This is a genomic window from Spongiibacter tropicus DSM 19543 (assembly GCF_000420325.1).
In the GTDB taxonomy this organism is placed as follows: Bacteria; Pseudomonadota; Gammaproteobacteria; order Pseudomonadales; family Spongiibacteraceae; genus Spongiibacter; species Spongiibacter tropicus.
Window position 1 is genome coordinate 1,893,705 of the sequence record NZ_ATUS01000001.1, and the last position, 22,272, is coordinate 1,915,976.

24 protein-coding genes are annotated in these 22,272 nt (G+C 57.4%); 12 read left to right on the forward strand and 12 right to left on the reverse strand.

The features are described 5' to 3' along the window. Positions 1-69 precede the first annotated feature (69 nt). The 5 genes from G411_RS0108870 (at position 70) to G411_RS19925 (ending at position 5,734) form a co-directional block, all read left to right on the forward strand. Positions 70-1,029: a YbgA family protein gene (locus G411_RS0108870; RefSeq protein ID WP_022958840.1), complete on the forward strand. Its 960-nt coding sequence runs from the start codon at positions 70-72 to the stop codon at positions 1,027-1,029. Continuing rightward, positions 1,026-2,396 carry a deoxyribodipyrimidine photo-lyase gene (gene phrB / locus G411_RS0108875; protein ID WP_022958841.1) on the forward strand — a complete coding sequence of 457 codons (1,371 nt, stop codon included), beginning with the start codon at positions 1,026-1,028 and terminating at the stop codon, positions 2,394-2,396. The genes G411_RS0108870 and phrB overlap by 4 nt, the downstream gene beginning before the upstream one ends. Before the next feature lie 112 nt (positions 2,397-2,508). Continuing rightward, positions 2,509-3,093, forward strand: coding sequence for an ATP-dependent zinc protease family protein (locus G411_RS19920; protein WP_051151266.1), 585 nt, complete (start codon positions 2,509-2,511; stop codon positions 3,091-3,093). After that, positions 3,090-4,625, forward strand: coding sequence for an inactive transglutaminase family protein (locus G411_RS0108885; protein WP_028968286.1), 1,536 nt, complete (start codon positions 3,090-3,092; stop codon positions 4,623-4,625). The genes G411_RS19920 and G411_RS0108885 overlap by 4 nt, the downstream gene beginning before the upstream one ends. Further along, a complete protein-coding gene (locus G411_RS19925; RefSeq protein WP_022958843.1) occupies positions 4,622-5,734 on the forward strand; it encodes an alpha-L-glutamate ligase-like protein in 1,113 nt (370 codons plus the stop codon). The genes G411_RS0108885 and G411_RS19925 overlap by 4 nt, the downstream gene beginning before the upstream one ends. A 1-nt stretch (position 5,735) precedes the next feature. Here G411_RS19925 and G411_RS0108895 read toward each other — a convergent pair whose 3' ends face one another. Then, positions 5,736-6,884 carry an iron-containing alcohol dehydrogenase gene (locus G411_RS0108895; protein ID WP_022958844.1) on the reverse strand — a complete coding sequence of 383 codons (1,149 nt, stop codon included), beginning with the start codon at positions 6,882-6,884 and terminating at the stop codon, positions 5,736-5,738. Between the two features lie 132 nt (positions 6,885-7,016). Between G411_RS0108895 and G411_RS19930 the strand changes: the two genes are divergently transcribed. Beyond that, complete coding sequence (locus tag G411_RS19930) at positions 7,017-7,967, forward strand: AraC family transcriptional regulator (protein WP_022958845.1); 951 nt, start codon at positions 7,017-7,019, stop codon at positions 7,965-7,967. Here G411_RS19930 and G411_RS0108905 read toward each other — a convergent pair. The 4 genes from G411_RS0108905 to G411_RS0108920 all read right to left on the reverse strand — a co-directional run bounded on the left by G411_RS0108905 (position 7,921) and on the right by G411_RS0108920 (position 10,723). Further along, entirely contained in the window at positions 7,921-8,826 is a 906-nt protein-coding gene (locus G411_RS0108905) for a DMT family transporter (protein ID WP_022958846.1), read from the reverse strand. The genes G411_RS19930 and G411_RS0108905 overlap by 47 nt on opposite strands. 135 nt (positions 8,827-8,961) lie before the next feature. Further along, entirely contained in the window at positions 8,962-9,633 is a 672-nt protein-coding gene (locus G411_RS0108910; protein ID WP_028968287.1) for a thiol:disulfide interchange protein DsbA/DsbL, read from the reverse strand. A 128-nt stretch (positions 9,634-9,761) separates the two neighbouring features. Beyond that, a complete protein-coding gene (locus tag G411_RS0108915; protein ID WP_022958848.1) occupies positions 9,762-10,388 on the reverse strand; it encodes a c-type cytochrome in 627 nt (208 codons plus the stop codon). Between the two features lie 38 nt (positions 10,389-10,426). Continuing rightward, positions 10,427-10,723, reverse strand: coding sequence for a c-type cytochrome (locus G411_RS0108920; protein WP_022958849.1), 297 nt, complete (start codon positions 10,721-10,723; stop codon positions 10,427-10,429). Positions 10,724-10,925: 202 nt separating this feature from the next. On the opposite strand from G411_RS0108920, the gene yihA reads away from it, so the two are divergent. Then, entirely contained in the window at positions 10,926-11,534 is a 609-nt protein-coding gene (gene yihA / locus G411_RS0108925) for a ribosome biogenesis GTP-binding protein YihA/YsxC (RefSeq protein ID WP_022958850.1), read from the forward strand. A gap of 14 nt (positions 11,535-11,548) precedes the next feature. Here yihA and polA read toward each other — a convergent pair whose 3' ends face one another. Further along, entirely contained in the window at positions 11,549-14,278 is a 2,730-nt protein-coding gene (gene polA, locus G411_RS0108930) for a DNA polymerase I (RefSeq protein WP_028968289.1), read from the reverse strand. Between the two features lie 260 nt (positions 14,279-14,538). Between polA and G411_RS0108935 the strand changes: the two genes are divergently transcribed. Further along, positions 14,539-14,805, forward strand: coding sequence for a hypothetical protein (locus tag G411_RS0108935; protein WP_022958852.1), 267 nt, complete (start codon positions 14,539-14,541; stop codon positions 14,803-14,805). Between the two features lie 24 nt (positions 14,806-14,829). On the opposite strand, the gene G411_RS0108940 is transcribed toward G411_RS0108935, so the two are convergent. Beyond that, complete coding sequence (locus G411_RS0108940; protein ID WP_169530651.1) at positions 14,830-15,597, reverse strand: metal ABC transporter solute-binding protein, Zn/Mn family; 768 nt, start codon at positions 15,595-15,597, stop codon at positions 14,830-14,832. 172 nt (positions 15,598-15,769) lie between these two features. Between G411_RS0108940 and G411_RS0108945 the strand changes: the two genes are divergently transcribed. The 3 genes from G411_RS0108945 to G411_RS0108955 are packed head-to-tail and all read left to right on the forward strand — an operon-like array spanning position 15,770 to position 17,805. Then, positions 15,770-16,258 carry a Fur family transcriptional regulator gene (locus tag G411_RS0108945; protein WP_022958854.1) on the forward strand — a complete coding sequence of 163 codons (489 nt, stop codon included), beginning with the start codon at positions 15,770-15,772 and terminating at the stop codon, positions 16,256-16,258. Beyond that, on the forward strand, positions 16,251-17,021 hold the full coding sequence (znuC, locus tag G411_RS0108950; protein WP_022958855.1) for a zinc ABC transporter ATP-binding protein ZnuC: 771 nt from the start codon (positions 16,251-16,253) through the stop codon (positions 17,019-17,021). The genes G411_RS0108945 and znuC overlap by 8 nt, the downstream gene beginning before the upstream one ends. Beyond that, a complete protein-coding gene (locus G411_RS0108955; protein ID WP_342664309.1) occupies positions 16,984-17,805 on the forward strand; it encodes a metal ABC transporter permease in 822 nt (273 codons plus the stop codon). Before znuC ends, G411_RS0108955 begins: the two co-directional genes overlap by 38 nt. A 44-nt stretch (positions 17,806-17,849) precedes the next feature. Here the strand turns inward: G411_RS0108955 and G411_RS0108960 are convergent, their stop codons facing one another. From G411_RS0108960 to G411_RS0108980, 5 genes are read right to left on the reverse strand one after another with little or no spacing between them, the layout of a single operon-like run. Then, positions 17,850-18,518: an SCO family protein gene (locus G411_RS0108960; protein WP_022958857.1), complete on the reverse strand. Its 669-nt coding sequence runs from the start codon at positions 18,516-18,518 to the stop codon at positions 17,850-17,852. Beyond that, positions 18,518-19,450, reverse strand: coding sequence for a heme o synthase (gene cyoE, locus G411_RS0108965; RefSeq protein WP_022958858.1), 933 nt, complete (start codon positions 19,448-19,450; stop codon positions 18,518-18,520). The genes G411_RS0108960 and cyoE overlap by 1 nt, the downstream gene beginning before the upstream one ends. Further along, positions 19,447-20,499, reverse strand: a complete 1,053-nt coding sequence (locus G411_RS0108970) for a COX15/CtaA family protein (RefSeq protein WP_022958859.1) — start codon at positions 20,497-20,499, stop codon at positions 19,447-19,449. The genes cyoE and G411_RS0108970 overlap by 4 nt, the downstream gene beginning before the upstream one ends. Before the next feature lie 35 nt (positions 20,500-20,534). Beyond that, the gene (locus G411_RS0108975; protein ID WP_022958860.1) at positions 20,535-21,152 is read right to left on the reverse strand and encodes a hypothetical protein; all 618 of its coding nucleotides are present in this window, start codon (positions 21,150-21,152) and stop codon (positions 20,535-20,537) included. 11 nt (positions 21,153-21,163) lie between these two features. Next, positions 21,164-21,892, reverse strand: a complete 729-nt coding sequence (locus tag G411_RS0108980) for an SURF1 family protein (protein ID WP_022958861.1) — start codon at positions 21,890-21,892, stop codon at positions 21,164-21,166. Positions 21,893-21,942: 50 nt separating this feature from the next. On the opposite strand from G411_RS0108980, the gene G411_RS0108985 reads away from it, so the two are divergent. Then, a complete protein-coding gene (locus G411_RS0108985) occupies positions 21,943-22,200 on the forward strand; it encodes a DUF2909 domain-containing protein (protein ID WP_022958862.1) in 258 nt (85 codons plus the stop codon). Positions 22,201-22,272: the final 72 nt, after the last annotated feature.

The window sequence follows — 22,272 nt, forward strand, 5'->3', positions numbered from 1 at the left end:
CAGGCGACCAGCTGCCCCCGCCCCGGATATCAGCGCAGCCATAAATGTCAGCCACGGCAGGAAAAATCCATGGACGAACCACAACGCATTCGAATCGGTATCAGCGCTTGCCTGCTGGGCGAGCCCGTTCGCTACGATGGCGGCCACAAACGGCTTCCCTTTGCGACCGATGAATTAAGTCGGCATTTCGATTTCATTCAGGTCTGTCCCGAACAGGCGATTGGTCTCGGCGTGCCGCGCCCCACGATTCGACTGGTTGGCGATCCCGACAACCCGCGCCTGCAGGGCAGTAAAGAAGGCCCTGCACTGGATGTCACCGAAGAGATGCAAGTCTTCGCCAGCGACACCGCTGCCAAGCTGCAACACATCAGCGGCTATATCTTCTGCGCCAAGTCACCGAGCTGCGGCATGGAGCGGGTGCCGGTGGTGTCGGACAGCGGTCAGGGACTGGGCAAAATCGGTGTCGGCGTGTTCGCCCGCAAATTAATGGAGGCACTGCCGCTGCTGCCGGTAGAGGAAAACGGCCGCCTCAATGACGTCGCCCTGCGCGAAAACTTCGTCCTGCGCGTCACCGCTTACGCGCGCTGGCAGTCACTGCAACAGCATGGGCTGACCGTTGCCCAGTTGCAGGAATTCCATCGTCGGCACAAGTTTTTGCTGTTGGCCCACAACCAGGCACTGTACCGAGAATTAGGTCCACTGGTCGCAGAGACCGACAAACAAAACCTCGACGATAACAGCCAGCGCTACATCGCGCTGTTTATGCGGGCGCTGGGCAAACCCGCGTCCTTGCGCAACCACCGCAACACATTGATGCACATTCAGGGCTTCTTTCGCGATCACCTGGAAAGCGATGACCGCCAACAGCTCAGCAAGGTGATTGAAGACTATTCGAATGGCCTTCTGCCGCTGCTGGTGCCACTGGAAATGTTCGCCATGTTCCTGAAGAAATATCACGTGGACTACCTGCTGGATCAGTATTATTTCGACCCCTACCCCCGCGACCTGAAATTGCGAGTTGGCTTGTGACAGCGCTGGTCTGGTTTCGCAACGATCTTCGCAGCCTTGATCACCCGGCACTGTCTGCGGCCGCCGCCAAGGGCCACTGCCGCGCCGTATGCTTTCTGTGCCCCGAGCAGCTCGACGAGCATGTTATTGCACCGATTCGTCGGCACTATCTGCGGCGGGCGCTAAACGCACTGGCCGGGCAACTGGCCGACCTTGGCATTCCCTTCGATATTATTGATGCTGGACACTTTCGAGCACTACCGGCGGCGCTCGTCGACTACTGCCAGCAGCACAACATCAGCGAGGTATTCGCCCACGAAGAGCTGCTGGTAGATGAGCGGCGGCGCGACCGTGCCTGCCAGCAGGCGCTGACTGTTCCACTGACGCTGCTGGACGACTGCCTGCTGCACCCACAGCGCGTACTGAAAGATGATGGCGGTCCGTACAAAGTTTTTACCCCTTACGCACGGCGCGGACGCGCCCTGCTGCAAAGTGCGCCACCAAACTGCCTGCGACGCCCAAAGGCTATTGGCAGCCAACTCCCGCCGGCAGAGTGTCCGGTCTTTGGCGAAGAAAAGGATTCCGGCGACTGGCCCGCGGAGGAAGAGGCGGTGCTGAACCAGCTGCGCGACTTTTGCCGGGAACGCGCGGAAGCCTATCGCGAGCAGCGCGATTTCCCGTCGGTGCCCGGCACCTCGAAGCTGTCTGCCGCACTGGCCCTCGGGCTGCTGAGTCCGCGTCAGTGTCTTGCCCGCCTGCGCGCGGAGGCGGGCAACGATATCTGGGACCCGAAATCCAATCCCGGCACCTGGCTGAATGAATTACTGTGGCGGGAGTTTTATCACCAGATCGCCTTCCACTTCCCCCGCGTGGTTATGGGCCGGGCGTTCCAGGCAGACACCGAAGCGATTGCCTGGGGCAATGACGCCAAACTGTTTGCCGCCTGGCAGCAGGGCCGCACCGGTTACCCCATTGTGGATGCCGGCATGCGACAACTGGCTGAGACCGGCTGGATGCATAACCGCCTGCGGATGATTACCGCGTCGTTTCTCTGTAAGCACCTGCACATTGACTGGCGATGGGGCGAGCGCCATTTTCTGGAACAATTGATCGACGCCGACTTTGCCTCGAATAACGGCGGCTGGCAGTGGGCTGCCTCAACAGGCACCGATGCCGCGCCGTATTTCCGTATCTTCAATCCCACCACCCAGAGCCAGCGCTTTGACGCGCAGGGCCAGTTTATCCGTCACTATGTGCCAGAACTGGCGCAACAGTCTGATAAAGCCATCCACCAGCCCGGTGAAGTAGGGAATTATCCGGCACCGATTGTGGATCATCGCGCAAGTCGCGAAACAACTCTCGCACTTTTCCAGCAAATTAAGGACTAAAGGCATTCAGCAAACCAGTGTCAGTCATTTTGATAGCGACTGGCGCAGTTCCGGCGCGCTATTCTATGCTTGGCATGGCATAGCGCGCCGCCACTCAACACTGGGAGGAAAAGTGAATAAAACTCGACGTAGCCTGATTGCATTAGTCGCCGGCGTATCACTGTCGGCCTCAGCCATGTCCGACCCTGCTCCGGCAAGCGCCGCCCCTAAAACCATATTCGGCCTCAGTGAATATGTGTACATCGAGGAGCTCGGGGTTCGCTACAAGGCCAAGATTGATACCGGCGCAGAGAGTGCATCGATCAACGCCATCAACGCCGAGGTGAAAGAATCCCGCGACGATGATGAACCCGACATGGTGCACTTCGACCTGGTGCTGCCCAACGGCGATCTGCGCGCGGTGTCCCTGCCGCTGGAAAAACACATTCGCATTATCCGCCGGGCAGGGGACATGGACGAGGGGGACAAGTATTATCACCGTCGTCCGGTGTTGGAAATGACACTGTGCATTGGTGGCCAACGGCATAAAACCGAGGTGAACCTCGCCGACCGCCGTCAGTTCTCAAAAGCCATGTTGATCGGCGCGCGGCCAATCAGCGCTTTCAACGCGATGGTTGACCCCGGCGCCGAATACCTTCAAGACAAAAATGCCTGCGGAAAAGGCGCCAAAGACGACAACAAGGAGAGCGGTGAATGAAGGGCGTAAAACTGCATGTCAAAGTGCTGGCCTTGGCGCTACTGCTGATCGGTGCCGCCAGCATCGCATGGCAGATTTTTGTCCTGAATATTCCGGTCAGTGCAGAGACCACTGAACCGGTCTGGGTCATCGATAGCCGGGTCAGCTTTTCGGCCCGGGAGAACAGCCCGATCAAAGTGCAGATGTTTCTTCCGCCGAGCTGGAGCAAGTTTATTACCCTCGACGAGACCTTCATCGCACGCAACTATGGGGTCAATATCGACGAACTGGAGCAAAACCGTCGCGCCGTGTGGTCGGCGCGACGGGCCGAAGGCCAGCAACAACTGTTCTACCGGCTGATGCTGACCCAGCGCAGTAACCGCCGTCTGTCGAATGAAGAGCCGGGACCGCAGTTCCGCGAAAGCCCCAATCTGCAGGGCGCCGAGAAGGTTGCCGTTGAAGCGCTGCTCAAGCCGGTCCGCGAGCGCTCGGCAGATATCGAGACCTTTATCCGCGAGTCGATCAAACTGATCAACGACAAGAGCAACGACAACGCCCGATTGCTGCTGCGCAACGACTACACTGAGCTGAACAAAGCACGTGTGCTGGAGCTGCTTCTGTCCTCAGCGCATATCCCCGCCGAGCCGGTACACACCCTGCGACTGGTCAGCGGATCAAACCAGCAACCAGAGCTGTGGATGCGCAGTTACAACGGGCAGCGCTGGCTGTACTTCAATCCTCAAACCAGCGATTTCGGCTTGCCCGACGACCGTATTATCTGGTGGACCGGCAGCGAGCCGCTGGCGAAGGTCGATGGAGGTCATCGACTCAATGTTGAGATCAACGCCACCCAGCAGACCGTCAACTCGATCATGCTGGCCAAGAACATCAGCGAAAGCCGACAGGCCAATAACTGGTCGCTGCCGATGTACAGCCTGCCGGTGCAAAGCCAGCAAACCTTTGAAATTATTCTGATGATTCCGATTGGCGTCATGCTGATCCTGTTTCTGCGCAATATTATCGGCATTGAAACCCTGGGGACTTTCACCCCCGTGCTGATCGGTCTCGCCTTCCGCGAAACCGAGGTGGTTTGGGGCATTATTCTGTTTACGACCATCTCGGCGCTGGGGCTGGGGCTGCGTTCCTATCTGGAGCATCTGCACCTGCAACTGCTGTCGCGCTTATCGGTGGTGCTGACTTTTGTGGTGATGGTCATGGCGCTGATCAGCGTGCTCGGCCACCAACTTGGCCTCGATCGCGGCCTCGCCATTGCGCTGTTCCCGATGGTCATCCTCACCATGTCGATAGAACGGCTGTCCATTGTCTGGGAAGAGCGGGGCGGTCTGCACAGCGTCAAGGTCGGTATCGGCACCCTGATTGCGGCTACCCTCGCCCACGTGATGATGAGCTACGGCCCGTGGATTTACTTTGTTTTCACCTTCCCCGGCATCCTGCTGATGATGATGGCCATCATGCTGGCCATGGGCCACTACCGAGGCTACCGCATCAGTGAGCTGCTGCGCTTCAAGGCATTGCTGAAGGAGGGACAATGATCTCTCTGGTAAACACCTGGCGCACCCTGCGGCGCAAAGGGATTATGGGCATCAACGAGCGCAACGCGGATTACGTGCTGCGCTACAACGAGCGCCATCGCTATCCATTGGTGGACGACAAAATCCTCACCAAGCAGAAAGCCATTGAAAACGGCATACACGTGCCGCCCATGTACGGCGTGATCGATTCCGAAAAGCAAATTGCTCAGCTGCAAACGCTGGTCAGTGGTCACCGCGACTTTGTCATCAAACCCTCACAGGGGGCCGGTGGCGACGGCATTATGGTGATTGCCGATCAGTTTGAGGGCTTTTATCGCAGTGCGGGCGGCCGGCTGCTGACCCTGGAAGATCTGGAATTCCACCTGTCCGGCGTACTCTCCGGTATTTACTCGCTGGGCGGGCACCGGGATCGTGCGCTGATTGAGTACCGGGTCATTCCAGACCCGATTTTCAGTGCCATCAGCTACGAAGGTGTGCCCGATATTCGCATCATTGTGCTGAAGGGCTACCCCGTCATGGCGATGTTGCGCCTGCCCACCCGGCAATCTGGCGGCAAGGCGAATCTCCATCAGGGCGCAATCGGAGTGGGGGTAGATCTTGCCACCGGTATTACACTCGACGGCACCTGGCTGAATCGGAAAATCCAGACCCATCCCGATACCACCAACCCGGTACGCGGCGTGCAACTGCCATTCTGGGACGGCTTTATCTCGCTGGCGACGCGCTGCTATGAGCTGACCGGCCTGGGTTATATCGGCGTGGACATGGTGCTGGATAAAGACCTGGGACCGTTGATGCTGGAACTGAATGCCCGCCCCGGGCTGAATATTCAGATCGCCAACGACGCCGGACTGAGCGCCCGTTGCCACGAGGTTGAAACTGAAATCGAACGACTGGCCGCCAAGGGAATCCGCAAAGCCCCTCCGGAAAAGCGTCAGAAGTTCTGCCAGCAGCACTTTGCCAACGCCGAGTGCGCGGCCTTGCGAAAGCAGCGGGATGAAGAGCAGGCCGCTGCGGAAGAAGCCGCCATTCTGGCGGCGGCCAAACGCGACGGCAACCAACCTGAGGTCGATGCCGGGATTCGCATTCCCGGCAATCGCACACCCTGACTCAGGCCACCGCCTGCTGGAGAATCTCCCGGCTCTCCGCAGGGGTGATCGCGCGGCGCTCACCCAGCTTCACCATTCCATGAGACTCCAAACGCGCAACGATGGTATCGATGGCAGCAGCCTTGTCGCCATCGTGCTCCGTTAACTGCGTGGCCACCCCAAGCGAGTGATAGAACGCCTCGATGGCATCAACACAGCGTTCAGCCAAGGCGTCGCCGTCGGAAAGCTCAAAGACATTCCTCGCCATTTGCTCGAGCTTGGCGCGCTTGTACTCAATCTGGTGGCGCAACAGCGAGGGCTGCACTATCGCCAGTGAGCGGCCATGATCTACCCCATACAGCGCCGTCAGTTCATGACCGATCATATGGGTTGCCCAATCCTGCGGCACACCGCTGCCGATAAAGCCATTCAATGCCTGATTGGCCGCTAACATCAGATTTGCTCGCCAGGCATCGCTGTCTCGCTGGGCAAACTGTTCGCCCAGTGTCTTCAAGCTGCGCAGCAGCACTTCAGCGTAGCCTTCCTGCACCATCGCCTCGGTCGGCATGGTGAGATACTGCTCGCAGGTATGGACCCAGGCATCGACCAGGCCATTCGCCAACTGGCGCTCAGGCAGGGTTTTCATCACATCGGGATCGAGCACCGCGAAGTGAGGCTGCACCAGCGGCGAGACAAAATTCAGTTTTTCCTGTGTCGCCGCTTTGGTAACGACCGAACCACCGTTGGACTCCGCCCCCGTTGCCGGGAGGGTGAGCACCGCGCCAATCGGCAGGGCTTCTGCAACACGATGCTTGCCCAGCAGAATGTCCCAACCATCGCCGTCGTAACAGGCCGCTGCAGCAACATACTTGGCGCCGTCAATGACGGAACCCCCTCCCACCGCGAGAATGTAGCTCAAGCCTTCCGCTTTCACTTGCTCCACTGCGCGATTCAGGGTCTCTACCGTGGGATTAGGCTCAACGCCAGCAAACTCCTGCCACGTGAATCCTTCCATTGCGGCAACCGCCTGTTCATAGACGCCATTGCGCTTGATCGAGCCGCCGCCGTACAGCAGCAGCACGCGCGCATCCCTGGGGATCGCACTGGCAATGCGGGCTATCTGGCCCTGACCAAAGTGGATTTGCGTGGGGTTAACAAACGAAAATTTCATGGCAGACCTCACTGATCAATTAGCGTTAACGAGCTGGGCGTCGCCCTCATGAAATGCACAATACTGCTTATCATGGCAGACAAAAACCGAAATATGTGGATTTCTATTGCCTAATCCTGTCAACATCGTCCTATGAATGCTATGACACCGCCGGATAACGTGACAGACATCGCCAGCCAGATACAACAGTATCTCGACCGCAATGGCCTCAGCCAACTGGAGGGAAGCCAGCGGACGGCCATTCCGGGTGTGCATATTTATCGCGCCAGCCGGGGGAGCCCCCGGCAGCCGTTTGTCTATCAGTCCGGCATTATTGTTATGGGCCAGGGTCGCAAGCGCATTCACTTAAACGGCCAGAAGGTCGATTACGGCCCTGGCCGCTATTTGGTTCAGGGTGTTCCATTACCCCTGGAATGCGAGGCACACAGTGATAAAGGCATGCCCTTGCTCGGTGTATCTGTCAGCATTAACACCCCGATGCTTCAGGAACTGATAAGCCAACTGGCACCGCCGGATACCCGTCGACGGGATAGCGACAACCGGGACTGCAGCCTCAGCTCCGATCACCTTACGCCAGGCATGACCACCGCCGTTCATCGGCTACTCGATGCCCTGCTCAACCCGCAAGACGCGGCAATCCTGGGTGTTAGCATTGTGCGTGAGTTGATATATCGCGTTCTTATTGGCCCCAAAGGCCATGTGCTCACCGAGCTTGCACAGCACGATAGCCACTACGCCCGCATTGCGACGGTACTGATCCACATTCACCGACATTTCGCCGACCCGCTCACGGTGGAATCGCTGGCAGCCCAAGCCAATATGAGTCCGTCTGGCTTTCACCGCGCCTTTCGGCAGGTCACCCGCGAAACCCCGCTGCAATACCTGAAGAAGCTGCGCCTGAGCAAGGCGCGCGATTTGATGCTGCACGACGGTCGGCGAGCCAACGAGGCAGCGTGGCTGGTCGGCTATCGCAGCCCGTCGCAATTCAGCCGCGAATTCAAACGCCACTTCAAACAAGCGGCCAGCCATGCCGACGCTACGACGAGCCCAGCCGCCGCTTTTCCACTCGCTGGGACTTACTGAATATCACCATCGCCAGACCACCAATAATTGCCGACGACACCATGAGAAAGTGCAAGGTGAAGGGCTCTGATAACAGCAAAATACCGCCAAAAGCGGTCATCAGCGGCACGCTCAACTGAACACTGGCGGCCGTCGTTGCTTTCAGTTCCGGCAACGCTGAATACCAGACAATGTAGCCCAGCGCAGACGCTCCCGCTCCCGATAACACCGCATACATGACACCCTCTGCCCCCAGTTGCGGGGGCTCGACCGCCAACATCAACACGCTGAGCAAAGCCGCAAAGGGCAAGGCATAGAGAAAATTGTGCGCCGACACCACGCGCGGATCTCCCGCTCTGCGTCCCAGCAGCGAATAGACGCCCCAGGCGGCTCCGGATACCAGCATGATCAGATAGGCAAAAAGTGAAGGGCTGTCGGCGGAAGCGCCCAGCGCACTTGGCAACATCAGCGCCAGCAAACCGGCATAGGCCAGCATCAGCCCCAGCCACTGGAGGCCATTGAAACGCTCACCGCGAAAAAAGCCATAACCGATCATCACGGTCTGCACTGCAGCAAACAGAATCAGCGCCCCAGCACCTGCCGATACGCGGGCATAGGCATAGGAAAAGGCCGCCGCATAGGCGAACAGCACAAAACCGGAGGTAAGGCGCTCGGTCATCGAGGGCGATACCGCCCGATGAGGGATGTTGCGCAGGAGAATAATCAGCCACAGCATCACGGCTCCCGACAGTAGCCGGAGCAGGGTGAAACTCGCGGCGTCTATCGAACCGCCCAACAGCGCCGCGCGGCAAATCAGCGCATTGCCCGTAAAGGCAAGCATGGAGAGGGCAGTGAAAATAACGAGGCGATACGGCGCCATAACGCAATCCAACAATGGACGAACAGGCATTATGCAGAGCTCGCGCACTGCACCATAGACGACTTTAGTATGGCGCGAACAGCCACAAAAAAGCGCGGCCCGGCCGCGCTTGCTTAATTACCGCTCATGGGCGGATTACTTTTTGGCGGCGCGCTCTTGAGCGATCAACTGTTCAGCGACCTTCAGCATATTGGCTTTACTGCCTGCAGACCGGCCCGTTACACGGTACTTGCCATTGACGATGATCTCAGGGGTGCCGGCAATACCGTAGCTGCGAGCGCGGGCATCAGCTTGGCGTACCTGGCTTTTCACCCCGAAGGAGTCAAAAGCCTTACGGAAATCCTCCGCGCTCACCTCAGTATGAGCCAGGAAGACTTTCTCAATGGCATCGCGGTCACGCAGCGGATTTTTCTTGAGATTAATCTCGTCAAACAGTGGCTGGTGGACTTTATCCAGTACACCCAGTGCCTCTGCGGCATAGAACGCTTGAGCGTGGGTCACCATCAGCTCATTCCACATGGCCGGCGAGCGCACAAATACGACATCGCTTGGCAGTTTTTCTGCCCAGGCGTGCACCATCGGCTCAAAACTGAAGCAGTGGCTGCAGCCGTACCAGAACACTTCCGACACTTCGATTTTGTTCGGATCAGACGTTCTCACAGGCTGGGCAATCTTGATATAGCTCTCGCTGCTGGCTGGAGCGAGAGCCGGCTTGGCATCACCACTGGCCTCAGAGCCATTGCTGCATGCCAACAGAAAGAACGTGGTCAACGACAGTACCCACAGAGACAGGTTTTTCTTGATCATGATTCCCCCAGAGTTTGGTCCACCGGACACAATGTGTTTAAGACCCTCGGCATGGCTGGCGGTTCCGACACCGCTGCCACAAATAAAAAAGGCGGCCACAGCCGCCTTTTTATCTCAAGTCTGCTCGCTTAATTATGCAGGCCTTGGATGAAGCTGGCTACGGCTTCGATCTCGGAGTCGCTCATCTTGAAAGCAATGGTGCGCATGATCTTGGCTTCGCCGTCGTTGTCACGACCTTCTCGACCGTCCATCGCCGCACGGAATGCCTTAAGCTGCGCGACCGTGTAGTCAGCGTACTGGCCAGCCAGTCGGGGATAACCCGCTGCCGCCATACCGGCGCCGGTGGGCGAATGGCAGGCGGAACATGCTGGCACGCCGCGCTCGGCAACGCCGCCACGGTAGATCGCTTCACCCTTTTCAACCAGCTCGGGATTTGCCTGACCGGTGCTGCTGGTCTGGCTGGCATAGTAGGCCGCGATATCGGCAATGTCCTGGTCACTCAGATTATCGGTCTGACCCGCCATCATGGGCACAGGACGTGCGCCGGATTTGATGTCGTGAATCTGCTTGGCCAGGTAACGCTCACCCTGACCAGCCAGTTTCGGGAACGTCGGGGCAGGGCTGTTGCCGTCCGCACCGTGACAGGCAGCACAGGCAGCGGTCTTCGCTTTACCTGCTGACGCGTTTCCTTCCAGCGCGACGGCAGCGCTGCTCAGCGCAACAGAGGCGAAAAAAGCTAGCAGTGTTTTTTTCATGATCACTTACTCTTTAAAGACAGAAACTCTGGCGAGCCTTACTGAGGCTTGGCCATATACTCAATCAGGGCCTGGTAGTCGGCATCGCTACAATCAAAGCACAGACCTTTTGGCGGCATGGCATTGAACCCGTCGCGCGCATGCTTGACCAAGGTCTCCATGCCTTTCTCCATGCGTGGAGCCCACTGTTCGGCGTCAAACGATTTTGGCGCACCGTTGGCACCAAAGCCGTGACAGGCGTAACAGGATTTTTTGTAACGTGCTTCGAGATCCGCGTTGGCGCTGGCAGCGACGCTGATGGTGGCAAGAAGTACTGCGAATAAGCAATTTTTCATGGATTACCCTCTCTCTTCTGACCGGCGTCCGCGCTGTAACTGCGATCCGCTGGGTGATGACCCCCCGTAAAAACTGCGGCATTATACACAACATGCTGGAGTCGGGGCCATTTTTTGCCCGGCTTCGCCCAGCCACCCGAGAAATTCCCCGGATTTATCGAGCATCATGTCCAATACCGTAAATTATAGACGCGCCACGTATATGAAAAGTGCCCCAAAACTGGCGCAATGCCCTGAGGACAGCGGTGCGGAAGTCGCCTTTGCCGGGCGCTCTAACGCTGGCAAGTCCAGCGCCATCAATCGCCTGACCGGCAACAGCAAAATGGCGAAGACCAGTAAAACACCGGGACGCACACAGCTTATCAACTTCTTTTCCGTAGACGAACACGACGGCATGCGATTGGTAGACTTGCCCGGCTACGGCTTCGCCAAAGTACCACTTAAGGTGAAGCAGGAGTGGGAGCGCAACCTGGAATATTACCTGCAACACCGTCAGTCGCTGCGTGGCCTAGTGTTGCTGATGGACATTCGTCACCCGCTGACCGACTTCGACACCACCATGATCAACTGGGCTCACGAAGCGGGTATGCCGGTACGTATCCTGCTCACCAAGGCGGACAAGCTAAAACGTGGCCCGGCGATGTCCACACTCCTGTCGGTTCGCAAAGCCCTTGAGCCCTACGGTGCATTGGTAGAAGCCCAGTTGTTTTCAGCGACACGCGGCGACGGGCTTGAAGACCTGCAGGAGCAGCTCGACGTCTGGCTGCTGACCCGCTTTGAGGACGAGGACGAAATCACGCCTGCAGAGTAGCTGCGACGGGCGCCTTAGTGCGCCTCGTCCCAGTTGTCGCCCACACCGACCCCGACTTCCAGAGGTATGGCCAGTTCAGCCGCCCCCGACATCAACGCGACGACTCGCTCGCGCACAGCGTCGAGCTGCGCCTCGGCAACTTCGAGAATCAATTCGTCGTGGACCTGCATGATCATTCGCGCATCCGGCTGCTCAGATAGCAGATAGTCGTCCACAGCGATCATCGCGCGCTTGATAATATCGGCGGCCGTGCCTTGCATCGGCGCATTGATGGCTGTGCGCTCGGCGGCCTGACGACGCTGACCGTTGCGGGCATTGATTTCCGGGAGATGCAGGCGGCGACCGAACAGCGTTTCCACGTAGCCCTTTTCCGCTGCCAGCTTGCGAGTGTCTTCCATGTAGCGATGCACACCGGGGTAACGCTCAAAGTACAGATCGATATATTGCTGCGCCTCATTACGTCCGATATGCAGTTGCCGCCCCAAACCAAACGCCGACATGCCGTAGATCAAGCCAAAATTAATCGCCTTGGCATTGCGGCGCTGTTCGTCGCTGACCGCCTCGGGGGCAACGCCGAATACCTCGGCGGCCGTGGCGCGGTGGATATCCTCACCGTTCTTGAAGGCGCGAATCAGGCCCTCGTCACCCGACAGATGCGCCATGATGCGAAGCTCGATCTGAGAGTAGTCCGCCGCCAGTATTTTGTAGCCCTTCGGCGCAATAAAGGCTTTGCGGATACGGCGCCCTTCGGCGCTGCGAATGGGAATGTTCTGTAAATTCGGGTCCGACGACGACAGTCGTCCCGTTGCCGCGACCGCCTGGTGATAGGAGGTGTGAACCCGCCCGGTGTTTTCATCAATCAACTGCGGCAACTTGTCGGTATAGGTCGACTTGAGCTTGGCCAGGCCGCGGTATTCCAAAATGACCTGGGGCAGGGGGTAGTCGTGAGCCAGCTCCACCAGCACCTCTTCGGCCGTCGACGGAGCGCCTTTAGGGGTCTTGCGGATGACCGGAATATTCAGGCGCTCAAACAGGATTTCACCGAGCTGCTTGGGCGATGACAGGTTGAACTCACCGCCGGCAATGTCAAAGGCCTGCTGCTCCAGCACTTTCAACTTGTCGGCTATTTCCAGGCTCTGCTGAGCCAGCATCGCCTTGCTGATCAGCGCGCCGTTTCGTTCGATCCGCGACAGCACGGGCACCAGCGGCAGCTCGATATCGCGATACACGCGCTCCAGCGCCTCATCCCCGCACAGCATGGGCGACAAGGCCTGGTGCAGGCGCAGTGTGATATCGGCATCTTCGGCGGCATAGGGCCCGGCCTGCTCCAGCGCAATCTGGTTAAAGCTAAGCTGCTTGGCCCCCTTGCCGGCGATATCCTCGTAGTGAATGGTGGATTCACCCAGATATTTTAGCGCCAGGCTGTCCATATCATGCCGACTGCCGGTGGAGTCCAGTACATAGGACTCCAGCATGCTGTCCTCGGCAATGCCACGCAAAGTGATACCGTGGTTTTTAAGCACATTGGCATCGTACTTGAGGTTTTGCCCCAGCTTGGCCTTGTCCGGGTCTTCCAGCAACGGCTTGAGTGCACCCAGTACCTGCTCTTCACTCAACTGCTCAGGTGCGTCGATATAGTCGTGACCAAAGGGTACATAGGCCGCCGTTCCGGCTTCCACCGCAAAAGACACTCCCACAACGCGGGCCTGCATATAATTCAGACTGGTGGTTTCGGTATCAAAGGCGAATAGCGCTGCCTTGCGAAGGACGTCCAACCACGCCTCAAACTGCTTGGCATCAGTAACAACCTGGTAGTCTTTCTCCAGTGCGGCAGGCGCCGTGCTTACCTCATCATCAATACTGGCGTCGGCATCGCGCAGCAGTTCGTCCGTCCAGCCTTTGAATTCCAGCTCGCGGAACAGCGTCAAGAGACGGCTATTGTCTGCCGGCTGATGCTGCAAATCCGCAATACTGACATCCAGCGCCACATCGCACTTGATGGTCGCCAGTTCATAAGACAGCTCGGCAGCATCGCGGGAGTCCTCAAGCTTCTTAGCCAGACTCTTGGCACCGCGAATCTCCAGGGTAGGCACCTCATCCAGGCGCGCATAGATATCGCGGATACCACCCAGTGCCTGGAGCAATGCCAGCGCCGTTTTTTCCCCCACGCCGGGCACGCCGGGAATATTGTCGATCTTGTCTCCCATCAGGGCGAGAAAGTCGATGATCAGTGAGGGCGGAATACCAAATTTAGCCTCTACGCCCGCCTCATCCATCCGCGTGTCGGTCATGGTATTGACCAGCGTAACGTGGGCATTTACCAGTTGCGCCATGTCCTTGTCACCGGTCGACACCACCACTGGGCGATCCGCTTCGGCCTGTGCAGCCAAGGTCCCGATCACGTCGTCGGCCTCAACCCCCTCAATCACCAATCGAGGCAGGCCCATAGCGTCCACAATGTCGTGAATAGGCTGGATCTGCGCCCGCAGATCATCGGGCATGGGGGGGCGATTAGCCTTGTACTCGACAAACAGCTCGTCGCGAAATGTTTTGCCCTTGGCGTCAAATATCACCGCAATGGGGCTATCCGGATAATCCTTTTCCAGACGTCTCAACATGCTGATCACCCCTTTAACCGCCCCGGTGGGATGTCCCTTGGAGTTCGTCAGTGGTGGCAGCGCGTGAAAGGCGCGATAGAGATAGGAGGAGCCGTCAACCAGCACCAGAGGAGTTTTTGCTGTCATGCCTGCAAATTCGTTGTCGTCGGGGAAGGCGAAGTGTAGCACGGCGGTGATAACGACCGTGCAACGTCACAACTCAGCACTCAAAGTGTTACCCAATGTTTACACGGGTAACACTAAAAAACCCTTTATGTATGGGTTATTACCAAACAATGAACAAAAATTAAGCAAGACTTGGCATCCCACATGTGTTACCTTACGTAACACAAGGTGACAGACACATCTTGTGCGGGGAAAACTCCCCACTTAAAGGAGAAAGAGTGATGAAAAAGTTAACCAGCGCCATCTTAATTTTGGTTGCCAGTGCCATGGCGACTGCTGCTGAGCCGGATGCCGGCACGAAACAGTCGCTGGTATTGGCTTACAATGACGCCGCTATTGGCAGCAACGACCGCAGCGATATCGCGGTGAGCCACGTCAGCGAGGAATCGGCAGCCCGCGTGCTGAACCGCACCCTCGATGTGGTTTCTGCCTCGCTGAGTGTTGAGCTTGACAGCTTTGATATGCCCGAGCTGAGCAGCTCACGCTAAGCAATCTCATCGCAGCGCTGCGTATTACGCAGCGCTGCGATCTGTCGATTTCTGAAAGCACTGCAAGAAGGCCTCACCCAACCGCCGGTAAAGACCCAGAAAACCCTCTGCAGCCTCTGAGTTCAGCCCTATCGGGTCCAATTCAATGACTGTCACGTCCACGCCATCCGTCAGCGTTCTCAGCATCGCACCAGGATACTGTGGCTCACGAAATACGCAGGCAAACTCGCCGTTCTGAATCTGACGACGAAGCTCAACCAAATGCCTTGCTCCCGGCAAGCGATCGTCGCCAGTCATCAGCGCCTGCCCACCCTCCAGCCCGTAGTGGGTTTCGAAACGCTCAAAACCATCGTGCAGTAAAAGATAAGGCGACGCCCCCAAACGCGAGAAAACCGCCATCAACTGCTTGTCGTAATGACGCAGCGCCGTCACAAAGCGGGCTGCATTGGCGTGGAAGTAAGCGCTTCGGCTAGGCAGCTGCTCCGACAACATCCGCGCCACTCGTCTGGCCAAATCCTGCATGATCGCGGCGTCCAGCCAGAAGTGGGCGTCGTCCTTTCCGGACTGCGCGTCGGGAAACAAGGCCACAGCCTGCTTATAGCGGCGTATCGGTCGCCGCAGGTTGGTTTCCAGCACGGGGCCAAACCACAAAATCAAATCTGCACGCTCCAGCACCTCCATATCCGACGGTTTGAGCTGCAGGTCGTGAGGCGAAATCTGCGGGGATTGCAGCAGCACAGCGTCTATTGCATCACCGCCGATCTCCGCGACCAGCAGATGCAGAGGATTCACGCTACTCACCACCCGCAGCTCAGGGCCAGCAAAGACCGGCAGGGCAATTAACATCGAGAGCAAAAGCAAGCAGCGGCGTAACATAAACGACAAAAACCTCGTGGAGCGGCGGTGTTCACAGAAACGTAATTGTAATATTATAACATTTAAATTTCACCCAGATTCCTCAACCATGAATAACCGCGCAAGCGAGCGCCGCCATAATCATCAGCACTGTATCGACAGCGCACTGGAGAGCGCTCGCGTACTGTGTCGCGAGCGGGGCGCACGCCTTACCCCCAATCGTGAGCAAGTGCTGCGACTGGTCTGGGCCAATCACCAACCCGTTGGTGCCTATAGCCTGCTGGAGGCCCTGGCGGAACAGGGGAAAGGGCGCATTACGCCACCCACGGTGTATCGCGCCCTGGATTTCCTGCTTGAACAGGGGCTGATTCACCGTATCGCGTCATTGAACGCCTTTATCGGCTGCACTGACCCAACTCATGGCCACGCCGGGCATTTCCTTATCTGCCAGCACTGCAATACCGCCATAGAGTTGCAGGAGCCACCTATCAGCGACGCGATTACACAGAGCGCAGACGCGCAGGGCTTTCGCATTCACCAACAATGCGTGGAAATTATTGGCAGCTGCCAGCGCTGTCAGGAGCAGGGCGATGAGTGATAGCAGCGCATTGTTAAGTCTGCACGATGTCTCTCTGGTACACGGCCAGCAGACCTTGCTGGACAGGGTCAATTTAAGCCTGAGTGCGCGCCAGATTATGACGATCATCGGCCCCAACGGCGCCGGCAAAAGCACTCTGCTGCATATCGCCCTCGGCCTTCAAAAGCCGAGCAGCGGCACTGTATCGCGGCAGCCGAAATTGCGGGTCGGCTACATGCCGCAAAAGCTGCGCATCAATCCGCTGATGCCCGTCACCGTCAGCCGCTTTCTGCGAATGTCCAGCCAGCGCCGGATGAGCATCAAACACGCCCTGGCACGAGTGGGTATCAGCCACCTGGCCGATCGGCCTCTCCAAGGTTTGTCCGGTGGAGAAACCCAGCGCGCCTTGCTCGCCCGCGCACTGCTTTGCAAGCCACAGCTACTGGCCCTCGACGAACCCGCGCAAGGTGTCGACATTACCGGACAGACTGAACTCTACGAGCTGATCAGCGCGCTGCGCGACGAACTGGGTTGCGCGGTGCTGATGGTCAGCCACGACCTGCACTGGGTCATGGCGCAGACAGATACGGTTATCTGCCTCAATCAGCACGTGTGCTGTCACGGACACCCTTCAGCCGTCAGCAATGACCCTGCTTACCTGGAGTTATTCGGACGCCGCCACGCGGAAGCGCTGGCGCTATATCAGCACGACCATGACCACCGCCATAACATGCATGGTGAGGCCGTTGATCTCGACACCGGGTGCCACCACCATCATGATTGATATTCTGCAACACGCGCTGATCGCGGGCCTGATTCTCGCCACCCTTTGCGGACCGCTAGGCGCGCTGGTCACCTGGCAACGGATGGCCTACTACGGCGATACATTGGCTCACTCCTCCCTGCTGGGACTCGCGCTGGGACTTGCCTGGCAGATTCGGCTTGAGGTTGCTGTACTGCTGGCCTGTGTAACGATCGCCGTGCTGCTGTTTGCCCTGCAACGCTGGCGGAATACCTCTCTGGACAGCTTGCTGGGCATCCTGTCGCACAGCAGCCTTGCACTGGGTCTCGTGTGCCTATCCTTTCTCGACGGCCCCGCGTTTGACCTGAACAGCTTCCTGTTCGGCGATCTACTGGCGGTCATGCGCGATGATCTCTACCTGCTTGCCGGTATTGCCGTGGTCGTGCTCAGCCTGCTGTTCGCGTTTTGGACACCGCTGGTGGCCATTACCACCAATGCCGACATAGCAGCCGTTGAAGGGCGGCCTGTCGATGCCTTGAAGCTGCTGCTAATGCTGCTTATTGCCGTGACTGTTGCGGTAGCCATGAAGGTCGTCGGTGTACTCCTGATTACCGCAATGCTGATCATTCCTGCATCGGCAGCCGGCCGACTGGCACGCAGTCCCGAGCAATGCGCGCTGCTGGCCATCGTAGGCGGGTGTCTGGCCGTGGCACTGGGACTACTCAGTGCATGGCACTTCGACAGCCCCGGCGGCCCGAGCGTGGTACTGGGTGCCGCGGTGATTTTCCTGCTTGCACAGCTCGCCAGTCAGTTTCGCCGGACATAAAAAACGCCGCATAAGGCGGCGTTTTTACCCTGCCAGACCCACACTCAATAATAGTGCTCACGAATAGTCAGGAAGTTACGCTGCATTTTGCTGATGTCCAACGGCGCTTTGAAGAAACCCACAGAGTGCCCCTCAGGATTTACCAGCGCGACATTGGCGCTGTGATCCACCATATATTCGTCACCGCCACCGGGCACCTTGGCGAAGGGGATATTCAACGCCGTCGCGAAGCGGTGAATTTCCAGAAAGTCGCCCGTCATGCCACGAAATGCCGGATGGAAGAACTCCAGGTAGCTGTCCAACTGCTCGGGAGTATCCCGCGCGGGATCCACGCTCACCAGCCAAATCTGGGTATCGGCCTGCACCTCGGGATCCAATTCCTGATAAAACAGCTTGAGCTGAGCCAATGTGGTCGGACAGATATCAGGGCAGTATGTGAAACCAAAAAACATCAGGTTCCATTTTCCCTTCAAGCTATCCGGCGTCAGCGTCGCATTACTTTCGTCAACCAGGCTGAAGCCCGGCAGCATGCGCGGATTTTCGTAGAGGTAGGCACCCTGTTCTCGCAACTCATCGCGAGTCATTACCCGAGCCTGCGTGAAGGAATAGAAAAAACTGCCCACCAGCACACTGGCAACCACAAAAATCGCCAGTACTGTGAGGCGAATACCGCGCTTTTGTTGGCTGTTCGCCGGAGTATTTTCACCACTCATTAGCCAGAGACCTCATATATCACCGTTGCTGGCAGCATGTAGTGATCGAGCAGCATCACAATGAACAGTGCCATCAGGTAAATGATCGAATACTTGAATGTCGCCATCGGCGCCTTGGGATCATTACCGCGCAACAGCACGATGGCCCAATAGATAAAACCAGCACCCAGACACACCGCACCTAGCAGGTACAGCGGGCCACTCAAACCCGTGGCGAAGGGTAACAGCGTTACAACAAACAGCAAAATAGTGTAGAGGAAGGTGTGCAGCTTGGTGTACCCAATGCCGTGGGTGACCGGCAGCATGGGAATGTCGACTTTGGCGTAATCATCCCGACGGTGAATCGCCAGCGCCCAGAAATGCGGGGGTGTCCACACAAAAATAATTAACACCAACAACAGAGCATGACCGTGAATTTCGCCGGTTACGGCCGTCCAGCCGAGCAGCGGGGGCGCCGCACCGGCAATGCCACCAATCACGATATTTTGCGGTGTCGCCCGCTTCAGATAGAGGGTGTAAATCACTGCATAACCCAGCAGTGAAGCAAAGGTCAGCCACGCTGTCAGGGCGTTGATTTCGACAAACAGTATCGCCATACCGATCACGCACAACGCACCGGCGAAAATCCCGGCGTTAAGCGTTTTCACTCGCCCTTGGGCAATCGGCCGGTTGTGGGTGCGCGCCATGATAAGGTCGATACGACGGTCCACCAGATGGTTTACCGCTGCCGCCGAGGCGGCGCACAGGGCAATACCGAGGTTACCGAATACCAGCACTCGCCAGGGCACCATACCGGGCACCGCCATAAACATGCCGATTACCGACGTCAGCAGCATCAACAGCACCACATTGGGCTTGCACAGCTCGTAGTAGTCCCGCCAGCTCACCGCCTCGTGATGCCTCCCGGCAGCCGCGGCGTTTTCTTCACTCATACTTTCGTACCCCCGCGATTCACCTCAGTGGTGAAAACGCAATAGTTCGTGGTCACCATCACCAGCAGCAGCAGCGCACCCACAAGATTGTGCGTTACGGCAACAGCGATGGGAAAATTGAAAATGATATTGCTGATACCCAGCATGACCTGCGCGGCCAGTACCAGCAACATAACAACGGACAGACGGCTGGCCGGGGCGGTGCCCAAACCACGCAAGCGAACAAACAGGAAGAGAAGATATGCAGTGGTGACGATCGCGCCAAAGCGGTGCATGACATGGATGGTCACGCGCGCATCATTGTCCAGCACTCCTCCCAGATAATTAGGCCCTACGTGCTGTGCGATATTAAAACCATTAGCGAAGTCCATCGGCGGTAGCCACGCTCCCTGGCAGCGCGGGAAGTCCGGGCAAGCGATATCGGCATAGTTCGATGTCGTCCATCCGCCCAGCGCAATCTGGCAGACCACAATGATTAATCCCAGCACCGCCAGTTTACGCAGCGCCAAGAGGCGCGCTTCGCTGATCGCCGGAACCTGCCAACGCTGATTGTTCAGCCGCAATGTCAGCAGCCACAGCAAACTCAATGTTGTGAACCCACCCAGCAGGTGCGCGGTGACCACTTGCGGCCACAGTTTCAAGGTGACCGTCCACATACCAAACATGCCCTGCAAGATAATGAAGGCAAAGATAAAAGCGGGCAGCTTGAGCGGCTGCTCGGGGCTGCGGTTGCGTACGGCGAATACCAGTAGACCAATGGTGAACAGTCCCAAGCTGGCTGCAAGGTAGCGGTGGATCATTTCTGGCCAGGTCTTGTCATGCTCAACTGGCATATCGGGGAACGCTTCGTTCGCGCGAGCCACTTCATGATCGGCTTTTGGCCACAAGGCATGGCCATAGCAGCCAGGCCAGTCGGGACAACCCAAGCCAGCATCGGCAAGGCGGGTAAACACCCCCATTCCCAATACAATAACGGCCACCAGGCAAGCGAGCAGGGCAAGCCTAAAACCGGGCTTGCGATATTCAGGAGCGTTAAATAGCGTCATCATTGTTGTTCTACCACTATGTCGTCATTCGCCCTCTGCTATTTCAGCAGGCGTTTCATATCTTTGAGGATATCCTTACCCAGTGTCGTAAGCGTGTCGGTTTCCGTGTCCTCAGCCCGGTACGTCATCATCACCCACCCTTTAGGGTCCACCACAAAGAAGCTCAGCGGATCGAGCGGCGAGGTCGGCAAATGCTTGAGCGAAGCAACGAATTCCGAGCCATCCACACTTAACACCGTCATGTCTTCGTGTTCGGCTTCCAGAAAATCGCGCAGCTCGGGCGAAATAGCGCCATCGGTCGCAAGATACACCCGCTCAACCCGGTTGGTTTTTTTACCCAGTGCAACGTGAGTCTGACGAGTCAGGTAGAGCATGCGTTCGCAGGTACCTTCACAGGTTTTGCCACCCACGACCATATATACCCATTTAGATTCGGGCTGGTTGAACAGAAACTCTCCGCCGTCAATGCGATGTGGGTGCAACGAAGAAAGCTGAACCGGAGGACGGATCAATGCACCGCGATTGACCGTTCCGAAATCCAGCACATTGCGCTGCGCCAGCATAAACAGCAGGCTGGACAGCAGAATGACCACCACTGGGATCGCCAATATCAGGGCAACCTGCTTTTTGTTGCCGGATGTAGCCTCTGAAGTCATGAATGTTTCCTTTAGTCTTGTCGCTTTTTTCGGCGCGACAGGATATTACTGTTGCGGATGATGAAAATCACGCTTAACACCGCCGCCATAGCAAACCATTGGACGGCATAGCCCTGATGCTTTTGCGGCGACACATTAATTAATACCCTGTTGGTACGCAATGCAGCCGGACTCAGCTCACTCAACATGAGTGCGGTAGGCAACAAAGCGGGAAATTCCTCGTGAAGCCGTTCTTCCTGCAGCCACTGCTGACGGCGAGGCCATCCTTGCGGCACTTCTTCGCCCAGACTGAAGGGCTTTTCCGTAGAGCGATACAGCTCACCCTGCAAGCGCACCTTGCCTTCTGGCCAATCAAGCACTGGTAGCGTTTGGCGCGAAGGATCCGCCGCCACCCAGCCGCGTTCGACCAGCAACTCACGCCCATCACTGAGCACAAAAAGTGCGATTATCTCATAACCGAATTGGCCCTGCCTGATCCGGTTATCCAACAACCAATAGCGCTCGCTATCGAACTCGCCATCAGCATAAACCGGCAAATAATTGGGAAACGCCTCCAGCTGAGCAACATCCACGGCAGGCTGGCCTCGACGAGCCTGGGCGGCATCCAGCAAGGCCTGCTTCTCATCGGCCCGACTCAGCTGCCAAAACCCCAGACTGACCAACACCGGGAGTATCAGCACGGTCGCCAACAGGGATTTCCAATCCAGGTGCCACTGCAAACGTTCCGGTCGATCAGACATAGCAAGAATCCGATTGTGTATACTGCGGCAAAATCCGAGGGAGACGATCTATGTGGTTAAAAGTGGTCATCGTTGTGCTGTTTATTGCACTGTGCATCAGCCTGTTCAGCGGCCTGTTTTTTCTGTTTAAGGACCGCGGCACCACGATGCGGACCTGGCAGTCACTGAGTGTTCGTCTTGCCTTGGCAACGGCGCTGATGGGCTTTTTGTTTTACGGTGTTTATACCGGCCAACTCGGCTCTAAAGCCCCTTGGGATCAACGCTATCTCGACAGCGGAGAAGCCCAACTCACTCAAGACTCAGAATAAAAAATCGGCCGGAGCCGTTCATTTGCAGAGCAAATGTACGAGTCCGGCCGTTTCGGCACCCCTCAGAGAAAA

What these genes read in the sequence shown, in the direction of transcription:
- znuC (WP_022958855.1), top strand. Translation starts at nt 16,251, where the DNA reads ATGAGTGATAGCAGCGCATTGTTAAGTCTGCACGATGTCTCTCTGGTA.
- G411_RS0108960 (WP_022958857.1), bottom strand. Translation starts at nt 18,518, where the DNA reads ATGAGTGGTGAAAATACTCCGGCGAACAGCCAACAAAAGCGCGGTATT.
- G411_RS0108970 (WP_022958859.1), bottom strand. Translation starts at nt 20,499, where the DNA reads ATGATGACGCTATTTAACGCTCCTGAATATCGCAAGCCCGGTTTTAGG.
- G411_RS0108910 (WP_028968287.1), bottom strand. Translation starts at nt 9,633, where the DNA reads ATGATCAAGAAAAACCTGTCTCTGTGGGTACTGTCGTTGACCACGTTC.
- G411_RS19930 (WP_022958845.1), top strand. Translation starts at nt 7,017, where the DNA reads ATGAATGCTATGACACCGCCGGATAACGTGACAGACATCGCCAGCCAG.
- G411_RS0108905 (WP_022958846.1), bottom strand. Translation starts at nt 8,826, where the DNA reads ATGGCGCCGTATCGCCTCGTTATTTTCACTGCCCTCTCCATGCTTGCC.
- polA (WP_028968289.1), bottom strand. Translation starts at nt 14,278, where the DNA reads ATGACAGCAAAAACTCCTCTGGTGCTGGTTGACGGCTCCTCCTATCTC.
- G411_RS0108945 (WP_022958854.1), top strand. Translation starts at nt 15,770, where the DNA reads ATGAATAACCGCGCAAGCGAGCGCCGCCATAATCATCAGCACTGTATC.
- G411_RS0108935 (WP_022958852.1), top strand. Translation starts at nt 14,539, where the DNA reads ATGAAAAAGTTAACCAGCGCCATCTTAATTTTGGTTGCCAGTGCCATG.
- G411_RS0108980 (WP_022958861.1), bottom strand. Translation starts at nt 21,892, where the DNA reads ATGTCTGATCGACCGGAACGTTTGCAGTGGCACCTGGATTGGAAATCC.
- G411_RS0108870 (WP_022958840.1), top strand. Translation starts at nt 70, where the DNA reads ATGGACGAACCACAACGCATTCGAATCGGTATCAGCGCTTGCCTGCTG.
- G411_RS0108985 (WP_022958862.1), top strand. Translation starts at nt 21,943, where the DNA reads ATGTGGTTAAAAGTGGTCATCGTTGTGCTGTTTATTGCACTGTGCATC.
- G411_RS0108915 (WP_022958848.1), bottom strand. Translation starts at nt 10,388, where the DNA reads ATGAAAAAAACACTGCTAGCTTTTTTCGCCTCTGTTGCGCTGAGCAGC.
- G411_RS19925 (WP_022958843.1), top strand. Translation starts at nt 4,622, where the DNA reads ATGATCTCTCTGGTAAACACCTGGCGCACCCTGCGGCGCAAAGGGATT.
- G411_RS0108975 (WP_022958860.1), bottom strand. Translation starts at nt 21,152, where the DNA reads ATGACTTCAGAGGCTACATCCGGCAACAAAAAGCAGGTTGCCCTGATA.
- yihA (WP_022958850.1), top strand. Translation starts at nt 10,926, where the DNA reads ATGAAAAGTGCCCCAAAACTGGCGCAATGCCCTGAGGACAGCGGTGCG.
- G411_RS0108885 (WP_028968286.1), top strand. Translation starts at nt 3,090, where the DNA reads ATGAAGGGCGTAAAACTGCATGTCAAAGTGCTGGCCTTGGCGCTACTG.
- G411_RS0108920 (WP_022958849.1), bottom strand. Translation starts at nt 10,723, where the DNA reads ATGAAAAATTGCTTATTCGCAGTACTTCTTGCCACCATCAGCGTCGCT.
- cyoE (WP_022958858.1), bottom strand. Translation starts at nt 19,450, where the DNA reads ATGAGTGAAGAAAACGCCGCGGCTGCCGGGAGGCATCACGAGGCGGTG.
- G411_RS0108895 (WP_022958844.1), bottom strand. Translation starts at nt 6,884, where the DNA reads ATGAAATTTTCGTTTGTTAACCCCACGCAAATCCACTTTGGTCAGGGC.